The following is a 25,348-nucleotide window of genomic DNA, read 5'->3' as shown; positions in this document are numbered from 1 at the left end:
GACTGAATCATCATTCATCACCTCATTTAGCCGAAGGCTTGGATTCACCTTTGTTCTGAATATCCCCTCCATTTTGCGGGGTCTGGGAGGCTCTGTCCAGTATTTGATTTACTTCATTGTTCGTTGCAAAATTCGCAATCTTTTTCACCGCATCCAGCGTTTGCGTTAATGTCTGAACAGGTAAATCATTTTGACGCAATAAAGCTTCCTGGCTTGGAGTAATCCGCATTAAGCCTTGTTGATTTTTAATCTTCTGTTCATTATTCCATAGCGTGATAAGTCCTTGATTGGTTACACTTCTCTGACTTGATGAGAACGGACGCGTAACGACATCCACTTTGGATTTTTCCAGGTCGAAGTGTGACGTACCGATGTTAAACTTTATTCTGAATTTCTTTAAAGCTGAACTAAAAGCTGGCGTAAACATAAGACTTGAAATAAAGGTACCTTGAACTTGCTCTCCCAACGATTTATCTTTGTTCGTTTTCGGATCAATCTGGTGCTTGGCAAACGTTGTAATCACGGATTCTACGAGTCCAGATGTAAAGGCAGATACGTTTTTACCAAGTGTGCTTTTGACGCCCACTTTTAGCAAGTCACCCACTTTGGAAAAGAGCAGCGAGCTTGCCAAGCTTTGTCCGATAATGACACCCGACTCAGATAACGTTGGTAACCTTGGATTAGCCATAAAAAAAGTAGCTGTGTTAAAGCTCAAGTTGAGCCCAAATGTCCAACGAAATGCTCTACCTTTGATCGTCGTAAGAAGAGATTTGACGGGTGAACGTAAACCCTGCATAAAGCTACTACCGAGTCCTCGGAAATACGTAAGAGCTCTCGTTCCCGCTGTGCGAAGCGCTCCTTTAATTCCTTGCTGCGTAACCAGCTTCCATGCTCCTCTAAACGCAGCACCAACCCCGGACGTTCCAATCGCAAGTGTAGCTGCGGCTGCAAAACCGCCGATTTTGAAAGCATCCCAGAATTCAAAATTGTTACCTGCTACAAGGGCATAGATACCGCCAGCCACGGCGCCCACGACCAGCGCAGCGATTAGCACAGGAACGGATATCGGTGCACTCAGTACAAATGCTGCGACAAGAGCGACTGCACCTACGACAACGACAGCACCGAGTAAACCAGCACCTGCTCCTTTGAAGAAGTTACCTACACTTCCCCATGGATCGGCGTTGATGTTGGAAACTGCCTGATTAAAGCCATCTGTGATCTTATCCCACCAGGAACGATTGTCCTGATTGGCTCCATCTTGATTAGCACCATTTTGATCGGCACCGTCCTGATTATTGCTGGATTGATCGTTATTCGGTGTAGTTACTGAATTTGAATCATTGTCTGGCGTCTGTACGCCATTCGGATTCGTACCAGAGCCGTTATTTCCATTTCCAGCAGGGGGTGTGACTACACCGGTTCCTGGCGTTGTCACGCCTGTTGAACCGTTACCACCAGACTGTCCATTGCCACCTGTATTCCCCGCATTCGGATTCGCGGGCAATGTGCCTGTTCCAGAGGAATCGGAGTTACCATTTTGCCCATTTCCATTGCCCGGTTGACCGTTGCCATTGCCTCCATTTCCAGCTCCATCCTGACCGGATGGCTGCTGAGACGGCGGCGGTGGGATCGCCACATCAGTCGACGTATCCTGCGGCGTCTGGTTCCGATCCTCGATCTTCATTTCACTCAAATGCGAATTGATCGGCGACTCGGCTGGAGCAGCAATGACGAACCCTGGCATCAACATCAAGACGAATAGCACAGCTAACGCTGCCGCTCCTATTCGGGATGTGAAGCTTCGGATAATAACCACTTCCTTTCCGCCTGTCTTATGATGGAATCAGCCTTATTCATTATCATCGGGTAATTCTTCTTTTCGTACCGTTGCACTGGACGAGATTGGAATCGACAGCCCGGATGTATCGAACAGATTGCTCGATAGCATCGGCGATTCCAGTGTGACCTTGACGGTGACGTATGTATCGCCGCCAGAGGAGTATTCGGACTTGCTCATCTCGGCAATTTTATAATTTCCTGCAAAATTACGCACAGCTGTCTGGTAGCCAGATTCACCGGATTGCTCAACCATCGCGGCGCGTGCGCCCTCCATAACTGCCTGCTTCACGGTGACGGCAGTAATGGCTGCTGAGGCGAATTGAAAGACGATCAATACCATTAAAAAGAACAACGGTAGCACACCGACGAACTCAATCGCCTGCGCGCCCCGTTCATTGCCCAGATGTTGCCGGACGATCTGTACGCTATGTTGAATCTTTGTTTTGATTCTCATTTGGAATCAGCCACCAATTTTAATTTTGTCGATTGCCTCTTTCACTTTATCTACCAGCGTGGAAGCAATACCTCCGCTTTCTTTACCAAACAGACTCATCAGTGCAATGATCAGCACGACAACAACCGCTGCAACGCCTACGTACTCAATCGCTTGTGCACCTTTTTCGTTACGAGTGTATTGACCGATTGTCGAAGCTTTTGCATACAGGTAGGAGCATACTTTGTTCATCATTTGGGTTCACCCCCTTTCAAGTGTGAGCTGTATTAAGATCGACCACTTCGGAAAGGAATAAGGGAACGGACTCGGGTGGAGCCGCGAGAATCTTTGGGTATTAGGCGATAATGAAGATTCTCGCCCCTCCAAAGTCGTCCTTTTCCCTTATTTCCTTTCCTACGCTCCGTGCTTATTACAGCGGGTGTGGCGGCAATTTTAAAATCTAACGTTCTTTTGAATTCTTATTTTACTTAGCAAATCAAGTTATTGGACTGACTATGTGCTGATAGAACTTTGGATATCTTCACGACAGCTTATATGTTCACCTCTTAGTCTGATGAGCATTGAGTTGTGAACTAGATTAAAATTATCAATCTCTCCTTACTGCAACGCGTCCCAGGAGATGCCGATGCCTTCTGGGTTGTAGATGAAGTTGAGGACGAGCAAACCGACAATGCAGAGTAGGACGGCGGGTAGGATTAAGAAGCTGGTGATCAGGGTGACCTTTGGGCCGGCTTTGGCTGCTCGTTCTTTCATGGAGCCGATTCGTGTCTCACGCATGTCGGTGGATAGGAGCTGGAATGTTTGTGAGATCGGTACGCCGAGTCGGCTTCCCTGGACTAAGGAGGTGACGAGTGTTTCTAGCTCGCGGCTCTGGTTGCGGTTCATGAGACGGACGTAGGCGTCGTCTCTTGCTACGCCGATGTCTAGCTCCTGCTGGAAACGAACCAGCTCTTCCTTGAGTGGGCCTTCCATATGGGAGATGATCTGGCGCATTGCGGGTTCCATGGGGACACCGGCTTGTAGCGATACGCTCATCGCATCCATAAAGTCTGGCAAGTCCAAACCGAGTCGTTCCTGACGTTCCTTTGCCGCTCCGCTTAGCCAGAGGGATGGGAAGACCAGTCCTGCCAGAATGAACAGGATGAGCACCAATCCGTTGCCGAAGCCGAGCCAGACGAGCAGTGTTCCGAATAATAGGCCAGCGAACACACACAGAAAGCGAAAGCCATAAAAGGAATCCAGTCGCAAGCCGCCGGGATGTCCGGCGAGCTCGATCTGACGCTCAATCCGTGTAGGATTAGTGAACAAGCGGAATCGTAGACCGAGCGGAATGAGCTTTTCTGACCAGGAGAAAATTCTTTTTTTAAAGCGCTCGCTCAGGGTAACCTTTTCTTTCTTTTCCTGCACCATGCCGAGCTTTTTGCGCAGGTTCAGCCGTTTTAATTGATAGCGCCAGTAGAAAAAGACGGCGGCTCCCCACGATAGCAGCGCTGTATACAAAAATGTATTCATCCATATCATGATGTATTCACGCCTTTATATTGGTTACTCTGCGAATCGCCAGGAAGCCGATCAGCATCAGGATGACAACGACGACGAGCAGGATCAGACCGGGAATCGTAAATAATGGTGTAACAAAGCCTTTGAACACGATATTAAAAGCAACGACGAGAAAGACAGGCATCAGCGCCAGTGTGAGCGCGATATAGCGCGATTCTGCGGTCTGGTTGCTCAGCTCCTTGTTCATACGCTCGCGTTCCTCCAGCGTGCGTGCCAGCTGATCCATCGCTTTCGCCAGATTACCGCCCGCCTGTCGCTGAATGGTGACGGTCTGAATGAGTAGACGGATATCTCGACTTTGCAATCGTTCGCCTAGCTCGCTCAGTACGGTGTCGATATTACTACCGAGCTTGAGCTGACGTGACATCTCCTGAAAGAGCGGGCCAGCCGGTGCTTTGAGCTCACTGGCTACCATGCCAATCGCCTGCTGGATACTCATGCCGGCACGAATGGAGCTGCCGAGCATACGGCATACTTCAGGCAGCTGACGATCAATCTGAGCGGCGAATTTACGCCGTCTTGCTTTGAGCCAGCGCGAGGAACCGATCGTGACAACAAAATAGGCAACGATCATATCCATTGGAAAACGCAAGCCCAGCAGTACATTGAGCAGATACGTGATCACGAATAAAAGTACACATTGCAGCAACACATAATTAAAGCCTGACATACGTACATCGGCACCCATGAGCTTCTGCTCCCATTCCTTCCCATAGTCAGAGCCATGAAAACGAGTTGCCAGACGCAGGTACATATTTTTGCGGCTTTTCACTTCGTCAGTGTGTAGCTCGGCTAAGCGTTTGCCGAGCTGCTTACTCTTTTTGCGTACACCGGATAATTCAAATACAGCCAGTGCACCTGCAACTACAGTTAGAAACAGTACGATGAGAAAGCCTGTCTCAACCGTCATGAGTAACCGCCTCCTCTGCTGGAGCGAAAAAGTCTTCTCCTAGCTCGTAGCCGAATACAGATAGCTTCTCCGCACAGCGCGGTACATAGCCTGTCGTGACAAAGCTACCTCGGATACGTCCGTTCGTATCCGTCGATAGACGGCGGAATCGGAAAATGTCGTGCAGCTGAATTTCGCCATTCTCGCTAACCGCTTCAGCAATCGACACGACCTTCCGCGTACCATCCGATAAGCGAAGTGTCTGAATGACGAGCTGAATCGCAGACGAGATAAACGGACGAACGACCTCAGCGGTCATCGAAGCATTATTCATCAGAATCATCGCTTCCAGCCGGGACATCGCATCCTGTGCGCTATTAGCATGAATCGTCGTTAGAGAGCCTTCATGACCGGTATTCATCGCCTGTAGCATGTCCAGCGCTTCACCGCCGCGCACCTCACCGACAATGATGCGGTCAGGACGCATACGGAGTGCGTTTTTCACGAGCTGACGAATCGTAATCTCACCGGCTCCCTCCATATTGGCAGGGCGTGCTTCCAGCGATACGACATTTTTCCGATTCAAGCGTAGCTCTGCCATATCCTCAATCGTGATGATACGCTCACCGATTGGAATGGCTGCGGATACGACGTTGAGCAATGTCGTCTTACCACTACCTGTACCACCGGAGATGATAATGTTCATTTTGGAGCCAACCGCGGCTTCGATAAAATCTGACATCTTCGATGTTAAGGTACGAAAGCCCATTAGATGATCGATCGTGTACGGGTCTTTTTTAAATTTACGAATTGTAATGACCGGGCCATGCAGGGCAATCGGTGGAATGGCTGCATTGACACGACTGCCATCCTCCAGGCGTCCATCGACCAGCGGCGAGCTTTCATCGATGCGCCGTCCGATCGGTGCGACGATCCGATCGATAATGTTACGGATATGCTCATCATTTTTGAAATTGATCTCGGATAAGGTGATCTGTCCCTGGCGCTCGATATATACTTCGTTCGGGCCGTTGACCATGATCTCGGTAATATCATCATCATGCAGCAACGGCTCTAATGGGCCGAAGCCGACGGAATCATCGAGAATCATATCGAGCAGGCGCGTTTTGTCCATCTGAGTAATGATGACCTTTTCCTGATCCATCATCTCGGTGATCAGCTTCTCAATCGCACGCCGCTTCTGGTAATTGGGCAGCTTGATCAGCTGATCGAGATTCGTTTCCTTGAGCAACCGACCCTTGTAATGATTGAACAGATAGTCAATGTAATCGAGCGGCTTCTGCTCCTCGACCTGCTGTTCATCAAGCCTGCTGCTGAGCTTGCGGAAGATCGACACGGCGTTCGCCTCCTTCCCGTCCGGTCAGTGCCGATTGCAGCTCAATGAACTGCTTGATGGGACCTTTCAGGCTTTTCAGCTTTTCCTGACGCTCCATAATGAGAGGAAGCCCCAGATTCGCACTGGTCTGTAGCTGTCCCTTCAGATCCTCGGAGATCGAGCCGAGCACAGGCAGATTAATGATCTTTTCCAGATCGTCACGTGTCACATCGGAGCGACGACTATGCTTATTAAGGATCAGCGCGATCTGACTGGTATCAATCAGATGATAGCGATCCAGAATATTCAGTACACTTTTCAGGCTCAGGATCGACGCACGATCCAGATTCAGCACATAGGCAAGCTGATCGGTCTGACTAATCGCACTAATCGACACTTCATTCAGCTCATGCGGCAAATCCAGAATGATATAGTCAAAATTCTGACGACAGACGCTGAATAGTAGCTCCATATCGTCACTGGTGAAATTCTCTGCTTCCTGCGGGTGAGCAGGCGATAGCAGCAAGTTCAGATTGGACGAATCGACCCGATATAGCACACTACTGAGCTGGCTAAAGGTAAGCTCGTGCAGTACGGACTTCAAATCTCCTAGATTCCGTTCAAACGCAATGTCCAAATAATGCTGAATGCCACCAAATTGTAAATTCAGGTCAACCAGCAGCACGCGTGCATCTTGATTTTGCAATGCCATCGCCTGGGCGACGTTCACCGCAATCGTCGTCGCTCCAGAGCCGCCTTTACTACTATAGACCGAAATGATTTTGCCACCTGTGGCTCCCTGCTGTGCATGTGGACGCTGATCGGCTCCGCGTAGGGCAAGCTGCGTTGCCTTGGTCAGTACCTGCTCCAATTGCTCCAGCTCATCAGGAATGCGCAGGATGTCCGCCGCTCCTGCACGATACATTTCCCGAATACGTTCAAAATCTCCAGTGCGACTGAGGAAAATGACTGGCGCGCCTGCATTCACCTTTTTGAGCTGCATCACAATCGGTGCCAGCTCCATCGTCTCTTCTGGCTCCGCGAATAAAATAATGCGTGGTTCACGCGGATGAATATGCATATAGGCTTCTCGCGGCTTCTCAATTACCTCACCCGTCTGCATGTTGTAAAAATGAATACTTTGCACAAGCTGCTGGGTGAGACGCTCATTACTCGAAATGATCGTGACCTTTACCGTAGACAAGTGAGTCCCTCCTTTAATTCCGTAATGCTTGATCTGCTATGCGTATGGATGTGTGCTTCCTAACTCCTAACATCAGTTGGAGCAATATTCGCTCCTGAATCGGACAAAATGGTGTTAGCGTTAGACTATTTGCTGCCAGATGCCGCTGGCGCCTGCGAGCCATTCGCATTCTGCTCTTGATTCGACTTGGCTGCATTGGCACTGGATGGATTCGTTGTCGAGCCCTGGCTTGCTGGAGCTTTATCTTTGGCTGCGTCTGTACTGCTCGTATTACCTGTAGCCCTACTGCCTATGCTGCTCGTAGCAGAATTGGTGGCTGCGCCATCTCCAGTCGTAGCTGCGCTGTCGCTACCAACATCCTTGCTGCTGCCACTCTTGAGCAAACGAACCTCTTTGGCATAATTCAGCGCCCAGATCACCGATTTGGAATCGCTTAGCTTAACGAGTACCCCGATGGCAGTAATATCATTGCCCGTCTTCTGTACGCTGTTAACGGTGACATTTTTGAGTAGCACATCGGTTACGCGCTTATCACCCTTGTTCCCTTTGGAATCATTGGCATTGGAATCATAGGAATATAAAATATCCACTTTATCGTATGCATCAATCTGTTCATCAAATACAGCCATTGGCGCTCTCAGCATAACCTGTCTATAGTCGCCTTTTACAAACGTATTATTTCGCAGTACTGATGTGGTAATGACGGAACCTTTCGTAATCGGAACAACCGAAATTTTATTCTCCAGCTGCTGTGGAGAGGTGATCAGGGAGTCCAGTATGTACTTACGTGGAACCTCCTGATCCGTCAGTAGTGACGGTTGAATGACCGTACCAGCAGGAATGTCCTCCGCCGCAACCTGTACGGTAACAAACTCACCCAGACTGGCACGTGTTTCCTGCATATAGGTCGAAAACAGGATCACAGCTACCGCTCCCAGCACGATCGCCAGCAGCATAAATACAAATGCTCGTTTTTTCGATTCAAACATGAGTCTCGGCCACCTTCTGTAATAATGCTATAAGTAGTATGGTGCTTGTTGCTATAAACGGTGCCAGTGGAAGCTCCTCTGGCAGCTTAATCGTTGGCGGTGCTATTTTCTTCATCAGTAATACCGGGCAGGCGATTAACGCTGCGATTGGAAAGGTAAAGAGCAATGCCCATATACCTGCCGACCAGCCCAGATAGGCGCCTACCATGGCAAATAGCTTAATATCGCCACCCCCAAGCTTTCCCCTACTAATGATGGCAAGCAGTAAAGCAATAGCGCCTAATCCAAGCGCTCCCACCAGCGGCTGCCACCATGCAAGTGTGCCTGTGATCGCATGAACGATGATAAAATAAAGCGTTCCAGGTAAGGTGATCGCGTCTGGAATGATTCGTTTCCAGCAATCCATCACGATACAGATCAATAGTAGAATCCAAAAGGGCAGCTCGATCGCATATTCAATTGTCACTGTAGATCCCCCCGCTTCAGGCTGGATTCGCCTGTACTGCATGCTCAGATGTCAGCGTCTAATCGCTTTTCATCCAATCTACGTTCTGCCTTTTGTGTTCTCAACGTTCTGCGTTCTGATGTACCCTTTTATTCAAAAGGAAATGGTATGGCTATAGAGCGATAAAGCTATACATGAATTTCGTATGATTCTTAAATTACTGATTGGTCGATAAGTTATGCTTTTCGTATACAATTGTGTCTGATTGATGGCAGGGGGTAAATAGAGCCGTCTTCCTAATAAAAGGAAAATATAGATAGTTACTTATAGTATATCTTACGTAATATGAAGTTTTTTTACCAATAAAAGGATATTCGGCATTCGTTCCTGGTGCAATCGAAGTAATTTCGACAAATTTCGTTAAATTGACTGAAAACGGTTAAGGCTATGGTTTGAAATGAGAAAGGTTCGATCAACCTAGTCGCATAGTATGAAAAAACGAGAATTTTTATTATTTTTATGGCAAATAAGAGGATGTAAACTAATTTTTATATGTAAATATTTATTTATAGAAAAGGATGGAATTTAATCATATAGTCTCTTTCTTTTCACAGAGCTGATTCGTTGACAGGGTGATTCTTATGTTTTTACTACGTGTTTATATGTATCGATTAATGTTGATTTTATATTTCTCTATTTAGACGCTCTGGATTAAATCTAGTATATAAAATAGATTCTTAGCAAAATTGAACAAATATAAAAAGAAAAATTTTTCTTTGAATTTTATAAATTGATTTGTTCAAACAATTTTACGGTCAGAAAAAAGTATACAAAATCAACTTTTGAATTAAAATTTTTGAAATGCTAAGAGAAATTTTTTCGATCATTTTTGAATGATTGTATTTACAACTATCTTTTATATCGTGTATAACAATATAAAACTTAGTTAATACTTTCTTAAATTATACTGTTTAGAAATCAAGCACAATACATCTATAAAGCCACTTAAGTACTCTCATATACAATTTCTATTTCATATTAAGAAAAGTATTAAAACAAAAAAATTATTTCATCAATCAAAAATGAAAAAGTTTATTCACATAGTATGCGAATAAACTTTTTCACCAATCATATTAAATTTTCCATCTAAAACTTCAATAGAAATCATCTCTTTAAATTATTACTATTATCTTTTTGGTTATTTTTGGAATCATTATCAAAATCTACATTTTTTTTCTCTAGGCAGCTACAAACTTCACATTTATTACAATTGTTTTTTTTACTTATTAGCTCTGTATTAATCTTATTTTTCATAGAATCACCTATTGAACTCTTTGTGTCATCTCAGTATAAGTTTTGCTCAATTTAAATTGAAGAACATTTAGAGTATAGATACTACCATCATAAGAAGTTAATAAAACCTCATTGTCATTCAGTGAATTAATAGAACTTATACCATTTTTAGCTATCATTTGCTTACTTATATTATTATTTTTTAAGTCTACTAAAATTACGTTACCCCAGTAATCCCCTACTACTACTATACTATCACTAAAAAAGCATACAGATTTTAAAGATTTGCGTCCTAAATAAATAGAATGAAGAAGATCTCCAGATTCAAGATCATAAATTTTCAAAGTGAAATCTCTTGAAACACTAGCAATAAAATCTCCTGTAGGACTAATATCTAAATCATTAATTATAGCATTATGTCCAAGATAGCTCCTAATAACTTGACCATCGTACGTCCAAGAATTTAATACACCATCTGCAGAGCAACTTATACCTATATTTTTATTAGGGTGTAGTCTTAATGATTTAACAGCACCTTCATGAATTTTTAATTTCTCGAAAGATTTAAAGTCATTACTTATTCTTACAATACATCCACTGTAACATCCTACAAAACTAAACTGTTCACTATTATATACTCTATTAGAAATTCGAATTGTATTGATTGGTCCTTCATTTAATGCTAATTCACTCAATTGAGTTAACTTTCCATTTTCAGAATCAAAAATATGTAGCTTTTGATCGTGAGAGCCTGCCATAACTATTTTATTCTTCTTATCTCCCGTTATAGCATTCATCAAAAACTTTCCAGATTTAGGTTTATATTTATTAGAATGTATGTTGTTCAAATCGATCATTCTAACGAATCCATCGTCGCTAACAGTAACTATTTGATCATCATTCAACACTGCTGCCTCATTAAAACAAGCATTACCAGCGTCTATATCATCATTCTTTCCTACCTCTTTTAAAAACACACCCGAAAATGCATCCCAAATTAAAACTGTACCATCAAAAGTCCCTGCAAGTATTTGCTCTCCACTATTAGAAAAAGTCAAAGACCGTTCCCACTTTATAAAATTATTCTCCAATTCCAATTTTAATTCTAAAGTTTCAGAGTCCCAGATAAGTATTTTTTGATCATATGCTGCAGAAATAATGTCACCATTACTAGGGGAGACATCTACTTTTTTGATCCCTGAAGTATGTGCAGCAAGATCTTTAATCAACTCTCCTGTAGTTACACTAAAAATTTTAATGTGCCCATCGTCGCATCCTAAAACAATTCTATTATGCAGAGGATCAATCGCGCATGTATCAGTCTCTAACTCAAAAGGTCCCCACTGATTAATCTGATGTCCTGTATCACAATCCCATACTCTTAAAGTTTTATCATCTCCAGATGAATAAATTTTATTTTCATGATATGTTAAAGATAAAACATCTTTATCATGTCCCTCTAATATTAAATTTATTGCACCTGTTGTTAGATTCCAGATCATTATTCTTTGATCTCTAGAGCCGGACACTCCGACATTATCATCAATGAAGCAAAAACACTCTACATCATCATAATGACCACGTAGCGTACGCTCTAATTTATTTTTTTCTAAATCCCAAATTTTTATTGTATAGTCAGACGAAACTGAAGCAGCTTTTTTTCCACTTTGACTTACAATGATAGAATTTACTAAGTGATCGTGGTATCCAAGAAGTTGTACTTCGTTATTTTCTAAATTGAATTTCCCCACTGCTCCATCATAGCCAGATGTGACAACCCATTTCTTATTAGCAATGTGCTTTACAGCTGTAACAGGTCCACGGTGTCTAGTAAATGTTTTTTCATTTGTAAGAATGCTTTTTTCAGTCATAACTTCCTCCTAATTAAATTGATTTACTTTCTGCCAATCTAAATCCCATTACATAAATTTCGCGAGGATAACGACCATGTCTACGTTGGCATCTAGCTAAATCACGCAACCTTGAAAAACTTCCTCCTCTAGCAATCCTATAATTTTGAACCATATTTACAAGATCATCTTTTATTTCTTCTCCGTTAGGATAAGATACATAATCATCTGCAACATATTCCTCAACATTTCCAGCCATATCTAAAATCCCAAAATACGATTTTCCTTGTGGAAAAATTCCAACTGGTGTACTTGCTAATAATCCAAATTCCACTGTATTAAGATATTGATTATTAAATTGATTCCCCCATGGAAATTCTGTTTTTTCTGGTCCAGCTGCGGCATATTCCCATTCATACTCAGTAGGTAATCTAAAAGTTCTTCCAGTTTTCTTCGATAGCCAGGCACAATATTCATCAGCAGAATCAGAAGATATTGAGAATACTGGATGATTAGATTTCTCCGTTGGAAATCTTCCAAATATCCAAGAAGAAGGTATTTCTGCATTTGGACATTCTTTTAAAAATTGCAAATATTCTAAATTTGTAACTAAATATTTTGATATATAGTACTCATCTAACTCTACTTCAAAATTCGGTGTCTCTTTACTTATCCAATCTTTGATAATACCAGTATCCTTATAACTAGCTATAATATCATCGACTTCATCATGCTTTGTTCCTATATTGACTATAGCTTTTGAAATTTTAATCATTTTGGGCTCTAATACATTTATTCTCGGATCACCAATAAATCCCAAAACAGTGGCAGCACTTAATCTCTCACCAAATGTATACTCTGGGTTTTCGCATATGTTTAATAACTCGTTAATATTAGAATTACGAATTTTATCAAATTCTTCATGAATATTCTCATATGAAAGCCGTACATATTCATTGGGTAATCCCATAGCTTCCCTATCACTCAAAGAATTCAAATTACCTTTATGATCTTCAAGAGAAATTAATTTCATTTTATTCTCCTCAATTCACTAACTAATATTATTTGCTATAAGTTAAATGTGATTCTTATGATATTATTTTTCCTCATCTAATCTATAGCATGCTTCCCATTCTTCGTCAGAACCTTGATCCGGAAAAACTGTTACTACAGAAAAATTTCTGTTTTGTTCTTTGATTATTTCTTTAGAAGCTAATAAATTTGCGGCAGCAGAAGTACCTATTTTTATACCTGTATTGTCATAAAAGCGTTTCATTTCTCTTAATGTGTCATCAAAAGAATATTTGTAATGACTTTGGATATACATTTCTCTTTCTTCAACAAATCTTTGTTTTCTTCCCTCACCCAAACCACCTGAACCCGCATATTTTCTCAACGAATTTGGTTTTTCTAAACTGCCATATTCTAATTCTGCTGGCGAAACAATACACATATTAATTGATGGATATTTTAGCTTGAGTGAATCATACACACCTGTTACTGTTCCTCCAGTACCTACCGATGCTACCCAAGTGTCTACTTGTTTCCCGTTAAGTTGCTGGATGATCTCTGATCCTGTACCATTTTTATGTGCAAAATGATTATTTTTATTATGATGCTGATAAAGAAAATCCCATGTAGGATTTTCTTTATGCACATCGAATGCTTTACACATTACTCCCCAAAAACCTTTGCTTTTATCAGACAATATAACTTCTGCATTTAACCTATATAATTTACTCAACAAACTTTTATCTGCCGCAGAACTTAGAACTAAAGTCAATGAAATATTAAGAAATTTACAAATGTGCGCAAGTGAGAGCGCTAAATTCCCACCACTATACTCTAAAATATGAAAGTCACTTGAATCTCTATCTTTATTTTCTTCTAACAAGTTTTTTATCATTGCAAAAGCTGCTCTATCCTTGATTGACCCAGTAGCATTATACCATTCACATTTTGCATATATAGTCCCAACACCTTCAATGTTTGAGAGTTCTATCAATGGTGTATTACCGATCAATTTTTCATACTCAGTTAGTTTTTCGAGCAGACTAGACTCAATTATATTTTCCATATATTCTCCTTGGAAATATTAATATTAATATTAATGTAAATATAGTTCTCTGACTTTAAAAGGAATTCCATTTTGAGTTCTATAAACGTTAAGGAATCCGCCTCTGCCGCCAACTAGCAAAATGGCTTCTCCATCTGACGTTTTTTTTCCGATAATAGATTTGGGGAAATCTTGAAAATCTTCTTTCAAATCAATTATTTCGTCACTTTCCATAATATAAGTGCCCATTTGATAGCCATATGATAATATATAAATATTATCATTTAACATAATAGCGTTCTCTTTTGTATTAATTAAGAGCTCTGTCCAAGTATTTTTGATGTTTTTAGTATTTAAATCAATTTCTATTAGGCCATAAGAACCTACAATATAGACACTATCTTCCGTACACTTAATAATTCTTTTAGGAAATGCTTCAATTTGGAAAGATTCTTCTTCAATTAGATTAACATCTGAATAAATATTGATCGTTCCATCTTTGAAACACATAATTCTTCTTTGATCTAACAAATAATCTACTGCCCAAACAGGTGCCTTACTTATCAATTTATAATGTTTTTCTTCTCCAGTAATTGATAGCACAATTACATGGCCTCCATCTGTTCCAACCATCACTTCGTCTTGAGTACTGGAAATTGCTAAGCTTCTAGGTACACTATCTATCCTTTTGAACCATTCTATATTTCCTATTTCAGTTGCTTTATAAATGTATTTGCCTTGTGTAATAGCTACATAACTGCCATCATCCAAAACTCGAATTCTTCTGTTTATACCAAAAGCATTAGAATGTTTAGATACTTTTTTTATTTGGATAGAATCGTAATTACCAAGCTCATAGTTTAAAATTTCTATTCCTTCTTCCTTAGCACAATACACGATACTGTCATTAGAAGGATGCGAAGCCATTTCCCATATGCAACTACCATTAAACCCACTTCTTTTCTTAATATTACCTTTACTATCACTACAAACAATCTCTCCATTTTGCATTAAAACATAAAGATCATCATGTGATACAAAAACTACATTGATTATAAAATATGGGAATGGACCAATAATATTATCTAAGCGAAATTCTTTTTCGTAATTATCAAATACATATATGTAGCCTTCAAAACCACCAGCATAAACATATCTACAATCGTCATCAAATAACAAAAACTCTACATCATCTTGACTAAAAGGAAAGAAAGATAAGTTTTCACCATTAACATCTATTGTTATAACTCCATTAGCAACATTTTGATCACTGTCCAATCCCGAATCTTGGGTAGCCCAAAATCTATGGTGACGTTTATCATATCTAACTCCGTGTACATTACTTTCATCTATTTGAATGTTAATAGGAAAATCTCCAGTTTCTAAATTACCTATATGCAATACTCCTGAAGTTTCTGATATAGCATGTAGTTCCCCTGCTTCTGTACTAACACAATCTATAAAAGATTCGTTTGTCAATGGGTTTCGAATCTCTATAATTTCAAAACTTTCTAAATCTAATACTACTATTTGTCCATATCCGTTATTTGTGTATACCTTTCCATTGTAGACACTAATTCCACGTGCAGCTGTTGGCGAGGGCTCTTCTTGTTCCCATAGATATGTCTTATCACAAATATTGTGCTCCTCATATATATCTAATGGATGTAAAGTGTTTATATCCCACTTTGCTATAGCTCCTCTGCGATTTTTTGTTATTACATACTTATCTGTTACCTCTATTGCATTGATAGGGCTATTAAAACTAGTAGTGTCTGAAGTACAAAAAACATTAAGATCTAAATCTAATAAGTGTAATCTTCCTTTTACATCAGAAGCAACAAAACAATTCTTCTCGTTTATATATAATAATCTTGTGATTCTATCATTAGTATGCATTTATTTACCTCCATATTTGACTAAAGTGATACATATATTCATATGTATCACTTTAGTCTGATTCTAAATATTATTTTGTACTTTGAAACGATTCTTAGATGTTGCCTTTAACAATACGACGAACTGGTTTCACGAATTTTTTCACCATGTGGTTTCACCTCCTTTATATAATAATATTAAAGTTAGTGCTTTAAGTTACCCTATTAGTTATTTTTATTATTAATTTCAATTTTAAACAAATTATAGATAAACTCAAATAAAGTGGAGATGATTATCTAAACAATATAAATACAACCAATATTTCGTTTATTCATTGTTAGAGGAATCATTACAATAATATATTACCTGTAACTTTAAAATTAAATTTATAAAATCGATAATAATTAAATTCTGAATATGTGAGTATATTTCATCAACCATAAAATGGAACTGAAAGTTTACAAAATATTTTTACTATCAACGAAAAAACCATAATTTATGTAGATTTAATCTTAAGTTGAAACATATATTTAGTTTGGCTTTATAACTCTAAAAAAATACATATTAATTTTAAATACAGAAATACAAAAAATAAATCAAAAAACTATTTTCTACCATTAATTATAGTAAACCAATTAAACTATATAAAATTAAAACAATCTCTTACTTAATATAGATTTTCTACTCATTCCTAAAACTTTAAATAAAAGAACATTTTCTCTAAATAAATTCTGATAAATCAAAAACTATTATGCTAATTAATTTTTATTTTCGCACCCTGTAACTTATGTAACTAACTGTACTTTACTTAATCTAAAAAATAATTTCAAATTTCATTAAAATATAAATACTATTTTTTTACATATACTAAAATAAAATGCGTTAGATATAAACTTCTATTATCCATAACTAGATTTCTTTTTAAATAAAATTTGTTTTATTCAAATTCAATCTTCATGTATACATTTATATATCAAACAAGAATCGATTGTCAACACTTTTTTTACATTTTATATCATAAACATCTTATGTATCCATTATTTATTTTTTTTAGATTAATTGAAAGGAAATTGTTTTTTAGTGGAAAACATGATAAGTTATCTATGTTTAAACACAGAGTTATACTTCTTATATCAATTTATATAAGTAATTCTATAATAGGCATATATTTCTATGATGTAACTGTTAGATTCCTTGAAAATTTGAATTAATTTATAGTACTTATTAGTTGTTATAATGATTTCGTAGGAAAAGGAGTAGCTTTATGGAAAAAACTATCAAGAAGGATCCGAATTTGTACAGGCTTTTGGTAGGAAATATTACTTCTGCGATCGGAGTGGGCATTACAGGAATTGCGATTCCATGGACGTTGATTAAGAATTATGATCAGGGTGAGCAGATACTAGGCTATACGATGATTTTCACAACGTTGTTTTTGTTTCTGATGTCTCCATTTATTGGGGTGTGGATTGATAAGTTTTCGCGTAAGCGGTTTTTGATCGCTATTGAGGTGATTGGATTAGTATTAACTGGAATCTGCTGTATTTATGGATTTTTCCATCATACCTTGTTAATCTGGCAGATTATCCTGCTACAATTTTTAGGTTCCTTGTATTATGCTACGCATATTCCTGCTCGAATTGCTTTTGTACAGGAGCTGTTCGATGGTTCACAATTTAAGTATTTAAACAGCATTTTGGAAACACAGAGTCAGGTTGCCTCTATGCTTAGTGCAGCTTTAGCAAGCTTTTTAATAGAACGTGTATCGCTAAATACGATTTTGATCATAGACTTTTTTACATATTTGATTTGTATTGCTTCGCTTGCTTTGATTCCTTATTCATTCGTTGCTCGTTCGCATACAAAAGAGATTACCTTTTTGGCAGATTTATACGAAGGCTTCCAGTATATTACGAAAAATAAAATCATCATTTTGTTTTTCCTCTTCTCAACCATGCCGTTCATTTCAGTACTTGTAGGCAATTATATCAATCCGATTTACGTGGCTTCGGTGCTACAGGAAAATGCAGAAGTACTTGGCTTTTCCAATATTATGTATACCATTGGTGCGATTGTTATTGGAGTAACCGTTTCATTTATGATGAATAAAATAGGTTCCTACAAAACTGTCATTTTGACTTCATTTATTTATTTGATTGGAACGATTCTTACTCTTGTATTTCCAGTTACTGCGATCTTTCTCTGGGCGCAGATTCTGCGAGGCGCTGGTAATTCGGGTACAAAGGTCGCAAGCAATACCATTATGATGCAGCTCGTTCCCAAATCGCATATAGGGAGAGTAAATAGCTTTTTCAGCAGTATTAGCCTGCTCATACGTTTGTGTTTATTAAGCTTATTCACACCATTAATTGCATCGATTGGCGCATCATATGCGATCGCCATTATTACGCTTCTATTAATCGTAGCATTTTTCGGACTGTTCCTCTGTCGCTCTGTGTCTTCTAATAAATTACACAGTGAGTCGAAATTGAATGCCTCTTAACGGATAGCCATTACCTGTTCATATTGTTCTACAAAAATAAGCTAAACGAAGTCATGCTACTTTAATATGCTAGCTTGAAAATATGCCCGCTATGTCCACAGCTCTCATCTAACAAAAGAGCTATAGATACAGCGGGCATCCCATTTTCGTTTTGATTTTACTTGTTCATGCTAGATTTTGGTTTCTATATCTATGTTTACGTTCATGTGCAGGGTTATCTACATTATACCTATGCATGTGCATATCTATGTCTATTAACGACTTCTACTTACGAGCGGCAATTCGTCTGTACAGGCGCACCTGAATTAGTGACTACTATGCGATCTTCTCGCTCTTCCATCTGCACATGACTCTGCTGTTTCCGCTTCTTATTCACCAGCCCAATTCCAATCGCAATCATAATCAAGCCAGCAAACAGCGTCATCGTGACCATCTCACCCAGCATGAAAATACTAAATATATTCGACAGTACAGGAATTGCAAAGGTGTACGAACCGACGGTACTCGCTTCGCCGCTATTCAGCAGCTTGAAGTACACCAGCCAGCCGCCAGCGATAACGAACACGGAGATGAACATCAGTATTTCCACAAATGATAAACTCCAGTGGATAGCTGACCAGCTTTCCGTTCCACTTCCCAGTGCCAGCAATACAATGCCACCGAGCAGCAATTGCACGGTTAACGCCCAGAGCGAATCGATGCGATGACTATGCTTTTTCATACAAATGGTACCGATTGCCCAGCATAGTGCGGAGGCGATTGCAAGAATAATTCCCAATGGAGACAGATGCCCTTCCAGACCGCCAGAGCTGATCACTGCCACACCAGCAAAGCCGAATAACAAGCCCGCCGCCTTCATTACCGTCATGCTTTCTCCAAGCCACAGCCATGAGAATAAGCCTAACAATACCGGCTGCAAAAATACAATCGTTGAAAATAGTCCAGCAGGCAAATAACCGATTCCGACCGTCTGCAAGCCGTAGTACCCGATAATGTTAAAAATCGCCAGTATTACATATACACGCCAGTTGCGCTTCCACTGTAGAGCGGAGCGACTGCGCCAGGCAATCGCAAGTAACAGCAGCCCTCCAATGAAAGTACGTAAGCCCGAAAATAAAATAGGTGGCACAGATGGTAGTGCTAGCTTGGTTAGCGGCCAGTTAACTCCCCAGATTGTCACGAGAAACAGTACCAGTAGTAAAGTAGTTAGGGGAGTAAGTTTAGCTTGTTTAGCTTGGTTAAGCTGTTCGACTTGTTTGCTTTGATTCATCGTCTGTCTAGCTTGAACCATAGGCTTCTTCTCCTGCTCTTGCTGATGATCCACCTGTGTTGCAGTTGTAGCTTGTCTCGTTTGCGTGTGTCCCGTCTGATCCTGCGATGTTTGCGGTGACGCTTGAGCTGATCCAGCATGTATATCATCATTCCGAGGCTTATCGGATCGATATGAATTCATTGCATTCTCTCCTATCTATATGTTCATTTTGATCTATTGGATAGCTCTAGCGTATCTCTTCTGCTATCATAAATAAAATGAATCTTTTGCATAAAGGAGATAACATTTCTGTTATGACAATCACACAGATTATGATTTTCGTACGTGTTGCCGAGACGTTGAATTTTACACAGGCTGCACAGGAGCTGCATATGACACAGCCTGCGGTCAGCCATGCGATTGCCAGTATCGAGAATGAGCTGGATGTGAAGCTATTGCTGCGTGATCGGAAAAAGGGCGTTTTGCTCACCGATATCGGTCAGCGTGTCGTACGTGAATTTCGAAGTATATTGCAGAGTATGAATCGTGTAGAACAGCATGTGGCTGCTGAAAAGGGGCTCGATATTGGCACGATCACAGTCGGTGCCTTCCCCTCCGCCTCTGCTTATTTTCTACCGCCGATCATTCATCGTATTCAGCAGCAGTATCCGAATCTTGTGTTCGATCTGCATGAAGGCTCGACGAACGAAGTGAAAGAATGGGTACACAGCAGACGCATTGATGCCGGACTGATCCTGCTACCTGATCCACTGGTCGAAACGATTCCGTTATATAGCGATCAGATGGTATTACTGCTGCCAGAGCAGCATCCTTTTCAACAGCTGGAGCAGATTACGATTCGGCATTTGCACGGTCAGGATATGATTTTATGTAAAGGCGGTCATGAGGTAGCGATTCTGGACGCATTTGAACGGGAAAAGAGTCAGCTTCACATCCGCTTCACCACGCATAATGTGAGTACGCTGGTGCAGATGGTTCGTCAGGGGCTCGGCATCGGGATCGTATCGGATCTTGCCCTATCGATGTTCCCGCATGAGCTGACGGTGAAGCCCGTCTATCCGATCATTCATCGCCAGATCGGTATTGCGACCCTTTCGATGGAGCAGGCATCACTGGCAACGAGATTGTTCATCCGCACAGCACAGGAGCTATTTTTACCTGAGCCTATTGAAAAATAGCTCGCATCGCTACAGACTTGCTACCCTCGAACACATCTGTAACTAACAGTTCGAGGGTAGCAGGTCTATTCGATTTCATTATCTATGTAAACGCAATCAAAAAACCGTGGCATCCATCTACTCCGTCAGGTATACTTGAATAAACAAACCTCAACACTTATTCAACACTTTAGCAAAACTTACTCTTCTGTGCTCATGATCTACCACAGACCCACACCGTGAATCTATACCTCCATCCGTATGACACAGACTCCATTTCAGATTGTGAAAGGAAAGTGAAGCCCCTTGGTAACCCGTCATTTTGATGAACCACAAAGTATGCATTATCGTTTTGGTGAAGATCAATCCCAGGTGCTGAAAGTACTGGCTGAACGTTATATTGGAGCAAATGCGCAGGCGGATTTTGTATATCGTGCTTTTCAGCGTTCCGGTATTCTACAGAATGCAGAAGGCTTATATGAATTTGATTTTGGTAAGCGCTTTCCAGAAGCGACAAAGGGCGATTATGTGTGGGCTGCTGGATTGGTCTGGGGTGATGAGCAGCGGAATCTCGATCTGCTGGCACGCTGTCAGGGCCCGGTACGGCTTTATTTTAACGGTGAACTGATCTATCGCTCGACCGTGATTGATGAGCTGGCTCAGCATGCCGAAGTGAAGCTGCCGATCGATATTCAGCCGGGCTGGAATACGATACTGCTGGAATGCCGATACACACCCGCAGGCTTCGGCTGTCAGCTTGGGGCGGATGAAGGAAAAGTACGGATTCTGAATGTGCTGGCGCCATTCGGTGAGCGCGAGGGTCAGGCTGGCTGGGTATATTCACCACTGCTGCATCGGGATACAACGAGTAAAGGACTCGGATTAGCCGCTCAAGATTTACCCGCTTCTGTAAGCGGTAACATACCTACGAGCAATACTAATGTAGCTGGCAATACTAACATCGCAGGTGAGCAGCTGACGATGGCTACTGCGTCTGCTGGCCATGCTTCAGCTCAGCAGTCACACACCGAGCGACCAGACCGCATTGAGCAACTTCATACCGCATTGCTTGGTAGCGAACAGCACAGCGGACTGACATGGCTGCCAGCACCAGCTTGGTCGGCTGATCAGCAAACATTACCGTCATTGGAAAGAATGTATGGCAAGCTTGCCGGTCACGGTGCGTATGCCTGGACACGTATCCAGCAGGAGGACACGCAGCAATCGACCATTCGCTTGAGTGGGCATAGCCAAGGGCCACTGCGTATCTGGTTACAGCAGCAGCTTGTCGTATCGCTCACAGAAGCAGGCAGCTATAGCGTCGATGTCGAAGCCGATTTTGGCCCCAATGATCTGCTCGTATACAGCGAATGCACAGCAGATGGCGCAGCATGGGACTATTCGGTACAGGCAACCTGCGGTGAACGAACGCTCGCTCAGGAACTACCATGGCGCATTCGTGGTGCATATGATCAGAGCTGGATGTATGCAGGCCCGTTTCCTAAAAGAACTGCTCCCGACCCTGCGGATATGTACACGATGAATCGGCTCTACCCTACGGAAGCAAGCGCTAGTTCAAGTGCACCGAATCAATCTTCATCGGGACAAGCCTCAGCTCCACCCACTGCTCATACGTACTGGCGGCTTGATCGCCCGGATACATGGATTCGTCCCTATTATGAAAATGCGATGCTCAGCAATAAGTGGACGGTTGGACAGGTGACCAACTATGGGCGCTGGGACTATCCGCTCGGTGTGACGGTATATGGTCTGCTCAAAACAGGACGCTATCTACAGCGCCCGGATATTACACAATATGCGGCTGAGCATGTACAAGCGTGTACGACGATGTATCGGTATTCGCTCTGGGATCGCGAGCAGTATGGCTTTCCTTCCATTAATCAGCAGCTCGTGATGCTGAAAATGCTGGACAACTGTGGTTCCTTTGGCTCTGCGATGCTGGAAGCGTATGAAGAATGCCATGAACCGACCTTTCTGGAGATCGCCGATCGAATCGCTGACTTTATGCTGAATCGTCTGGAGCGTCAGCCAGACGGTGCCTTTTACCGTACCTGTGAGGGCGAGTATGCGGCGAACACGATGTGGGCAGACGATCTGTATATGAGTACACCGTTCCTCGTACGCTATGCCAGAATACGTAATCATCCTGCCGCATTAGACGAAGCCGCGCGCCAATTCCTGCTGTTCCGTAACTATCTGTTCATTCCGGAATATCAGATCATGTCGCATGTGTATGATTTCAAATACGGTCAGGCCACTCAAATTCCGTGGGGACGCGGCAATGGCTGGACATTGTTCTCACTGTCTGAGGTGCTGGAAGCCTTACCCGAGCAGCATGAGCATCGCGCCGCCCTGGTCGACTTTTTTAATGAGCTATGCGAAGGCTATACCGCCCTGCAAAGCAATAGCGGACTGTGGCATCAGGTGCTGAATGAGCCAGGCACCTACGAGGAAGCGTCCTGCACCGCCATGTTCGCCTACGGCTTCGCCCGCGGTGTACGCATGGGCTGGCTACGACAACCGGATCGCTATGCTGCCGCTGCTCGCAAGGCATGGAACGCACTCACCCGACTTGCGATTGATCGTCAGGGTAATGTACACGGCGTGTGCAGTGGCTCCCGCTACGCCTTCACCGCCGAATATTATGATCAGGACCTGCGCACCGTAACAAACGACAACCATGGGATCGGCATCATGATGCTAGCTGGCACCGAGGTCGCACGCATGAAGCAACACCTCGGTCAAAAAATCGCTGTATCGGACGGCGTGTTATCGTAATCATCAACCTTTATCGTAGCCATCCTTTTACTGTAACGATCCATTGTACATGATAGTACCCATTCATATGAACAGGATAAAAGAGGTTGCCGCCAAGCGTGCAACCTCTCCTGCTTCTATGCCTATGTGCTTCTATCCTTATGTACTTGTGTGCCTATGTGCTTCTACGCTCGTGTACTGTTCTGTGGTGCTTGTGTACTATTGTGCTTGCCTACAGTGTCTCAAACAGAGAAGACTTTCTTTATTGTTATCAAAGTACATGCGCTCACTCGCAAGCCAATGCGATAGCATCCAAAAAAAGCATCTACAAGCAAATGCTTACTTTTTTAAAAGGATAGCTTACTTTTGTTTATGTCATCACCACGCTCCACCCTATACAATATTATTTGTAAGCGATTACAAAATGGTTGGGGAGGTTTCATTGATGATGCAAGGGACGATGAAAAAGTGGGGCGTACTACTAACACTAACCCTGTTATTGTTCACAACCGCCTGTGGTGGCGGCACTTCCAATACGGCTTCTTCCGGCAGTGGCAATAGCGAGGCCGATGCTTCTGGCAAAATTGAGCTGCGTATGACATGGTGGGGCTCACAGACACGGCATGATCTAACAACCAAAGTCATCAAGCTATTCGAAGAAAAGCATCCCAACATCACGATCAAACCTGAATACTCTGGCTGGGACGGTTATATGGATAAGCTAACGACTCAGGTCGCTGGCTCCAACGCACCCGATCTGCTGCAAATGGATTATGCATTTCTGAGCGACTTCGCTCGTCGCGGTGCACTACTGGATCTCACCCCTTATACACAGAGCAGCGAGCTGGACATTTCCAAGCATGATAAAAGCATGATCGATGCAGGCTCCATTGATGGCAAGCTCTACGCGATCACACTGGGTGTGAATGCACCGGGCGTGATCTACGATGCAACACTGCTACAACAGCTGGGCATCGAAGCGCCACAGGAAAGCTGGACATGGAAAGACTTTAGCGAGATGTCGGCTAAGATTGCAGCCGCTAAAGGTCAGGGCTTCTACGGCTCCGCTGATATTTCCGGTATGACCAATATGTTTGAAGTGTTTTTACGCCAGAGCGGTATTGGCTTATTCGAAAATGGTAAATTGGCAGCTACGAATGAGCAGCTACAGCAATGGTTTGATATGTGGGCAGCCTTACGAGCAAATGGCGGCGTAACGCCAGCCGAGGTCACTGCGTCGACAACGAATGCGATCGAAACTAGACCGATCTCACTCGGTACGGCAGCAATGGACTTTGCCTGGTCGAATCAGCTGCTGACATTCCAGCAGGTGAACAAAAATCAGGATCACAAGCTTGCCATTCAAGTCATTCCACATGGAGTCAACGAGACGAAAAGCGGCGAATACCTGAAACCAGGACAATTCATGTCCGGCTATTCCAAAACAAAGCATCCGAAGGAAGTCGCGATGTTTATCGACTTTATGGTCAATGACCCGGAAGCAACAGCGATTCTCGGCTCTGAGCGCGGTGTGCCTGTGAACTCCAGCGTCCGTGAGCAGATGCAGAGCAAGCTGCCCGATTCAGAGAAAGCGATCTTTCAATTTATCGATGTGGTTGCCAAGCATTCCAGCCCGATCAATCCACCTTACCCACAAGGATATTCAGAAGTCGATACCAGCTTTAAGACCGCTAGTGAGCAAATCGCCTTCGGTCAGGGCAGCCCTGCCGATGTGATTCAGCAATTTATCGATAATGCGAATGCTGCCTTAGCAAGTGGACAATAGCATTGACGCTCATCGAGCTGTAGCGTTTGCTGCATCATAGGACTGGCATCTATAG

At 42.2% G+C, this 25,348-nt stretch carries 18 protein-coding genes; 4 read left to right on the top strand and 14 right to left on the bottom strand.

All coding sequences use genetic code 11. The features are described 5' to 3' along the window. Positions 1-22: 22 nt before the first annotated feature. The 13 genes from IEX62_RS18530 to IEX62_RS18470 all read right to left on the bottom strand — a co-directional run bounded on the left by IEX62_RS18530 (position 23) and on the right by IEX62_RS18470 (position 15,817). Positions 23-1,819, bottom strand: a complete 1,797-nt coding sequence (locus tag IEX62_RS18530; RefSeq protein WP_188777035.1) for a hypothetical protein — start codon at positions 1,817-1,819, stop codon at positions 23-25. Between the two features lie 33 nt (positions 1,820-1,852). Further along, positions 1,853-2,296, bottom strand: coding sequence for a TadE/TadG family type IV pilus assembly protein (locus IEX62_RS18525; protein ID WP_188777034.1), 444 nt, complete (start codon positions 2,294-2,296; stop codon positions 1,853-1,855). A gap of 6 nt (positions 2,297-2,302) precedes the next feature. Then, positions 2,303-2,530: a hypothetical protein gene (locus IEX62_RS18520; protein ID WP_188777033.1), complete on the bottom strand. Its 228-nt coding sequence runs from the start codon at positions 2,528-2,530 to the stop codon at positions 2,303-2,305. A 363-nt stretch (positions 2,531-2,893) separates the two neighbouring features. Further along, positions 2,894-3,817, bottom strand: a complete 924-nt coding sequence (locus IEX62_RS18515; protein WP_188777032.1) for a type II secretion system F family protein — start codon at positions 3,815-3,817, stop codon at positions 2,894-2,896. Positions 3,818-3,824: 7 nt separating this feature from the next. After that, positions 3,825-4,766 (bottom strand): type II secretion system F family protein, encoded by a 942-nt coding sequence (locus IEX62_RS18510; RefSeq protein WP_188777031.1) that lies wholly within the window; start codon positions 4,764-4,766, stop codon positions 3,825-3,827. Further along, positions 4,756-6,102 carry a TadA family conjugal transfer-associated ATPase gene (locus IEX62_RS18505; RefSeq protein ID WP_188777030.1) on the bottom strand — a complete coding sequence of 449 codons (1,347 nt, stop codon included), beginning with the start codon at positions 6,100-6,102 and terminating at the stop codon, positions 4,756-4,758. The genes IEX62_RS18510 and IEX62_RS18505 overlap by 11 nt, the downstream gene beginning before the upstream one ends. After that, positions 6,068-7,285, bottom strand: a complete 1,218-nt coding sequence (locus IEX62_RS18500; RefSeq protein ID WP_188777029.1) for a CpaE/TadZ family protein — start codon at positions 7,283-7,285, stop codon at positions 6,068-6,070. The genes IEX62_RS18505 and IEX62_RS18500 overlap by 35 nt, the downstream gene beginning before the upstream one ends. A gap of 125 nt (positions 7,286-7,410) precedes the next feature. Further along, on the bottom strand, positions 7,411-8,274 hold the full coding sequence (gene cpaB / locus IEX62_RS18495) for a Flp pilus assembly protein CpaB (protein WP_188777028.1): 864 nt from the start codon (positions 8,272-8,274) through the stop codon (positions 7,411-7,413). Then, positions 8,267-8,740: a prepilin peptidase gene (locus tag IEX62_RS18490; protein ID WP_188777027.1), complete on the bottom strand. Its 474-nt coding sequence runs from the start codon at positions 8,738-8,740 to the stop codon at positions 8,267-8,269. Before IEX62_RS18490 ends, cpaB begins: the two co-directional genes overlap by 8 nt. A gap of 1,301 nt (positions 8,741-10,041) precedes the next feature. Next, positions 10,042-11,883, bottom strand: coding sequence for a WD40 repeat domain-containing protein (locus tag IEX62_RS18485; protein ID WP_188777026.1), 1,842 nt, complete (start codon positions 11,881-11,883; stop codon positions 10,042-10,044). 13 nt (positions 11,884-11,896) lie between these two features. Further along, the gene (locus IEX62_RS18480) at positions 11,897-12,895 is read right to left on the bottom strand and encodes a formylglycine-generating enzyme family protein (RefSeq protein WP_188777025.1); all 999 of its coding nucleotides are present in this window, start codon (positions 12,893-12,895) and stop codon (positions 11,897-11,899) included. A 63-nt stretch (positions 12,896-12,958) separates the two neighbouring features. Continuing rightward, the gene (locus IEX62_RS18475) at positions 12,959-13,939 is read right to left on the bottom strand and encodes a pyridoxal-phosphate dependent enzyme (RefSeq protein ID WP_188777024.1); all 981 of its coding nucleotides are present in this window, start codon (positions 13,937-13,939) and stop codon (positions 12,959-12,961) included. 30 nt (positions 13,940-13,969) lie between these two features. Beyond that, positions 13,970-15,817: a WD40 repeat domain-containing protein gene (locus IEX62_RS18470; protein WP_188777023.1), complete on the bottom strand. Its 1,848-nt coding sequence runs from the start codon at positions 15,815-15,817 to the stop codon at positions 13,970-13,972. Between the two features lie 1,243 nt (positions 15,818-17,060). Here IEX62_RS18470 and IEX62_RS18465 point away from each other — a divergent pair. Next, a complete protein-coding gene (locus IEX62_RS18465; RefSeq protein ID WP_188777022.1) occupies positions 17,061-18,299 on the top strand; it encodes an MFS transporter in 1,239 nt (412 codons plus the stop codon). A 268-nt stretch (positions 18,300-18,567) separates the two neighbouring features. Here the strand turns inward: IEX62_RS18465 and IEX62_RS18460 are convergent, their stop codons facing one another. Beyond that, complete coding sequence (locus IEX62_RS18460) at positions 18,568-19,569, bottom strand: DMT family transporter (RefSeq protein ID WP_188777208.1); 1,002 nt, start codon at positions 19,567-19,569, stop codon at positions 18,568-18,570. A gap of 296 nt (positions 19,570-19,865) precedes the next feature. Between IEX62_RS18460 and IEX62_RS18455 the strand changes: the two genes are divergently transcribed. The 3 genes from IEX62_RS18455 to IEX62_RS18445 all read left to right on the top strand — a co-directional run bounded on the left by IEX62_RS18455 (position 19,866) and on the right by IEX62_RS18445 (position 25,293). Continuing rightward, a complete protein-coding gene (locus IEX62_RS18455) occupies positions 19,866-20,750 on the top strand; it encodes a LysR family transcriptional regulator (protein WP_188777021.1) in 885 nt (294 codons plus the stop codon). Between the two features lie 285 nt (positions 20,751-21,035). Then, positions 21,036-23,528, top strand: a complete 2,493-nt coding sequence (locus tag IEX62_RS18450; RefSeq protein WP_229685913.1) for a glycoside hydrolase family 88/105 protein — start codon at positions 21,036-21,038, stop codon at positions 23,526-23,528. Between the two features lie 424 nt (positions 23,529-23,952). Then, positions 23,953-25,293 carry an ABC transporter substrate-binding protein gene (locus IEX62_RS18445; protein ID WP_188777020.1) on the top strand — a complete coding sequence of 447 codons (1,341 nt, stop codon included), beginning with the start codon at positions 23,953-23,955 and terminating at the stop codon, positions 25,291-25,293. Positions 25,294-25,348: the final 55 nt, after the last annotated feature.

The organism is Paenibacillus hunanensis, assembly GCF_014645615.1.
Lineage (GTDB): Bacteria > Bacillota > Bacilli > Paenibacillales > Paenibacillaceae > Saccharibacillus > Saccharibacillus hunanensis.
Note: the sequence above shows the minus strand (reverse complement) of the source record. Positions and strands in the feature narration are given on the sequence as shown.